We start from the raw sequence: 3,723 nt of genomic DNA, 5'->3' as shown, positions 1-3,723 counted from the left end.
GGGTGCGCGGCAACACGCCCGCTTCGAAGCATCTGACGTTCCTCGCCCGCTGGCCCTCACGGCAGGTGATGGCGCGTGCCCGCGCTCGGATCCGTGAGCTCACGGACCGTCGCAGGCTCCGCGACCCAGTCGAAGAGGTCGTGCAGGACCTCAACCGGTTCCTGCGCGGCTGGGCGGGGTACTTCCGGTACGGAAACTCCACCATCGCCTTCGACAAGATCACGTTCCACGCCTTTGCGCGCTTGGCTGGCTTCATCGCCAAGCGTCACAAACGGCGAGCTCGGTATGGATGGGGGGTTCTGACCCACTCGCCCGACCGGATGGGGCTGATCGACCTCAGTGGAATCATCGTCGCGCCACGGCCCTACCGGTCGTGGCGCAAGGGACGCTGAATGCCGGCGGTGAAGAACGTCGGAGAGCCGTGTGCGGGAGAACCGCACGCACGGTTCGAGGTGGCGGCGGGAGGAAACCAGGCCAGTCGGGCCAGCACGTGCCGCGCAGCCCAGGCGCCTCTCGCCGACCCTACCGGTACCTCCTGGTCGGGGCGCTGTGAAGTGGTGACCTGACCGAAGGAGTTACAGAATGGGTAGTTATGCCGGCGTCGACTGGGCGGCGGACAAGCACGACGTGCGCGTGAGCGATCAGGCGGGCGAGGAGCTGCTGGCCGCCACGTTCGCGCACGATGAGCAGGGGTTGCGGGCGCTGTGCCGCACGCTGCTGCGGCTGAAGGTTGAGCTGGTGGCGATCGAGCGGCCGGACGGGCTGTTGGTCGAGCGGCTGCTGGACGCGGGGCTGCGGGTGCTGCCGATGCATCCCAAACAGGTCGCGGCGTCCCGCGCTCGGTTCCGGGCGGCGGGCGGCAAGTCCGACCGGTTCGACGCGTTCGTGTTGTGCGAGCTGGCGCGCACCGACAGTCATCGCTTCCGGGGTGCTCGAGCCCGACTCGGACGAGACGAACGCGCTGCGGGCGCTGACCCGTACGCGCGAGGATCTCGTGCACGCGAGGGTCGCCCTGACCGGTCAGTTGCGCGCGGAGCTCGAGCGGTTCTGGCCCGGGCCGATCGGCCTGTTCACCAAGCTCGACAGCCCGATCTCGCTGGCGTTCCTGGAGCGCTACCCGAGTCCGGCTGACGTGCGTGGCCTGGACGAGCGGCGCCTGGCCGCGTTCCTCGCGCGCCAGCATTACTCCGGCGGGCAGAAGCCCGCCGAGCTGCTGGCCAAGCTCAGGCGTGCGCCCGAGGGGCGCGTCGGCGAGGCCGAGCTGGCCGCCCGCAGGGCGCTCGTGCTCGCGCTCGTGGCAGCGATCACGCCGCTCGTTGAGCAGATCAAGCAGCTCACCCAGCAGATCGCTACCGCACTGCGGGAGCACCCGGACGGTGAGATCTTCCTCTCGCTGTTCCGCGACCCGCGCAGCGTGGTGACCGCTGTCGAGCTGCTGGCCGAGATCGGCGACTGCCGTGCACGCTACCCGACCCGTGACGCGCTGGCCGCCGACGCCGGCCAGGCCGCCGTCGCGGTCGAGTCCGGCAAGCGCAAGACAGCGGCATTCCGCTGGGGCTGCAACAAGCGACTGCGCGGCGCGTTCTGCATGCTGGCCGACAGCACCCGCCACTGGCACCCCTGGGCCGCTGACCGTTACGCCACTGCCCGCGCCCGCGGCCACGAGCACCCCCGCGCGCTACGCACCGTCGGCCGCGCCTGGTGCCGGATCGTCTGGCGCTGCTGGCAAGACCGCACCCCCTACGACCCGGCCCGCCACCGCGCCCTGCAACAGCATGTCCTGGTGACGATTCCTGGAGCGTCGGGCCCCGTGCCCGACCTCACTGCCACTCAGCTGATGCTCGGCGACACCGTCACCGAACCGGCGGCCCAAAGGGCCGAGCGCGAAGCGCTTGACGGCAAGCCGACATCCGCTATCACGCCCGGGGGTTGACACAGGACGTCTGCATTCACGTTCGGACGGGCATCCGCCGCTGCGCCGGCGCGTGACTGCCTGTGTCCGATTCCGGCAGCGCCAGGCGGGGTAGACCGCGACGAAATCGTGACTGGTTTCGTGGCAAAGCAGCACCACGGTCCGAGCGGTCGCGCGAAGAAGAGCAGTCGTGTCGCTCGCGGCCGGCGCACGCTTGGGTGTGGGCGTTTCGGACAACGGCCCGCGTTTGCTGGTCCGCCGGTTCCGAGCAAGCACGATCGGATCTTGCGTAGGCACAGACCGTGTCGAGGGTCGCTGCGACGTCGATCGCCGGGCTTTCGCTCGGCCAGGAAGAGCGGTCATCTCACCGTTGCCGGCTCACCCGCTGCTCCAACTCGTCCGCAGCGACAGCCAGCGTCCTGGTCGTCGCCAGTGATGCTCCCCCATTTGGATGCGGAAGCGCCGTGGTCGGCGCCAGCGAGGGCGCCGGCCGCTGCCGCATTCTGGCGGACCGACAGTCTGGCCACGGCCTAGGGCGCGGGCTGCTCCCTCTGCTCAGGAGCAGCAGACTCGTCGGGGCTGTTGCAACTCGATCGAACCGGCAGTCTCCGGCTTACTGCTGGACAGGCGACTATGCAGAAGTCTGGTCGGTGCTGGGGAGACCGTCGTGTTCGATCGACGCGCAGGCAGGCTCGTGGCATCTCTGAGTGCCATCGCACCTTCGGACTCAGCGCCCAAGCCGGTGCGCTGGGCACGCAGGGGCGATCACTGACCACGAACACGACTCCGGCACCACAGCGGCGTTTTAGAGTGCACGTCAAGCGGAGCGCCCAGCGGGCGCTGAAAGGAGCACATCATGGGACAGCAGGTTGCGCACGTCGAGGTAGTTGGGAAGGACGCGGACGCGCTACGCGGGTTCTTCGGCGAGATGTTCGGGTGGAAGTTCAGCGAGCCCATGGGCCCGACCGACTACAGCGTTCTCGAGGATCAGGAAGGCGTCGGTGGCGGCGTCGGCGCCGGGCCAGAGGGCTATCCGGGCCACGTCACGTTCTACGTCCAGGTCGCTGATGTGGGAGCGGCGCTCGAGAAGGCGGAGAGCCTCGGCGGCACCAAGATGATGGGTCCCGACGAAGTGCCCGGAGTCGGGATCGTGATCGGGCTCTTCAGCGACCCCGAGGGCCACGTGATCGGCCTGATGTCGCCGCAGGCTTCATAGCGCGAGCCTGACCGGCAGGTTCTCGAGTAGATCCCAGACGGCGCCCCGAACTCGGGCTCGCCTTCCACCGTGATTGACCGCACCCGCACGGCGAGGGATCGCAGCGCCCGGTCATGGGGCGTTGCCGAGACTGCCGTCACTGGGCTGCAGACAACAGCAAGGCTCAGGAGACCGCCGCAACCACGAAGCACCGGCAGCGTCGATCGGTCCTGAAGTATCGACTGAGACTGCTGGATCGGGCTTGGACCATCGACGTCGACACGGGGCGTGAGATCGCCGCATCCGCCCGGCAATGCAGAAGCCGGCCCGACCTGGCGCCGCGAGAGGTGCGGCTCCACGGTCATCGACAGTGCCGTCCCGCCACGGCAAGCAGGAATCATCCTCGAGCCAGCCGCTCAGCCAAGCAAAAGTGATCGCCGTGGACGGCGGACTTCTGCTACCGCGTGATCGCGAGCCTCACGTCCACTATGAGGTCGAGAGCGATGCCGACGACCAAGCTGTGCGTGTCGCACAACGAGCGGCCGCTGACGGGAGCACGGCAACTCGCTGGACCGCGCTTCCCCAACGGAATGCGATGAAGGCCGGCCCCCAGCGG

Annotated in this window: 4 protein-coding genes; all 4 read left to right on the top strand. The window is 68.8% G+C overall.

The features are described 5' to 3' along the window. The coding region (locus JOY90_RS19395; RefSeq protein ID WP_291692721.1) for a group II intron maturase-specific domain-containing protein at nucleotides 1-392 on the top strand (392 nt) is incomplete at its 5' end. Nucleotides 393-582: 190 nt separating this feature from the next. Continuing rightward, on the top strand, nucleotides 583-1,131 hold the full coding sequence (locus JOY90_RS19390; protein WP_291692720.1) for a transposase: 549 nt from the start codon (nucleotides 583-585) through the stop codon (nucleotides 1,129-1,131). Next, nucleotides 1,025-1,933, top strand: coding sequence for a transposase (locus JOY90_RS19385; protein WP_291692719.1), 909 nt, complete (start codon nucleotides 1,025-1,027; stop codon nucleotides 1,931-1,933). The genes JOY90_RS19390 and JOY90_RS19385 overlap by 107 nt, the downstream gene beginning before the upstream one ends. Nucleotides 1,934-2,768: 835 nt before the next feature. After that, nucleotides 2,769-3,128 (top strand): VOC family protein, encoded by a 360-nt coding sequence (locus tag JOY90_RS19380; protein WP_291692718.1) that lies wholly within the window; start codon nucleotides 2,769-2,771, stop codon nucleotides 3,126-3,128. Nucleotides 3,129-3,723 lie beyond the last annotated feature (595 nt).

Origin of the sequence: Bradyrhizobium sp. (assembly GCF_019242285.1) — a bacterium.
Taxonomy (GTDB): Bacteria; Pseudomonadota; Alphaproteobacteria; order Rhizobiales; family Xanthobacteraceae; genus Bradyrhizobium.
The sequence above is the reverse complement of the archived record's forward strand: the minus strand, read 5'-3'. Positions and strand labels throughout refer to the sequence as shown.

What these genes read in the sequence shown, in the direction of transcription:
- JOY90_RS19380 (WP_291692718.1), top strand. Translation starts at nt 2,769, where the DNA reads ATGGGACAGCAGGTTGCGCACGTCGAGGTAGTTGGGAAGGACGCGGAC.
- JOY90_RS19390 (WP_291692720.1), top strand. Translation starts at nt 583, where the DNA reads ATGGGTAGTTATGCCGGCGTCGACTGGGCGGCGGACAAGCACGACGTG.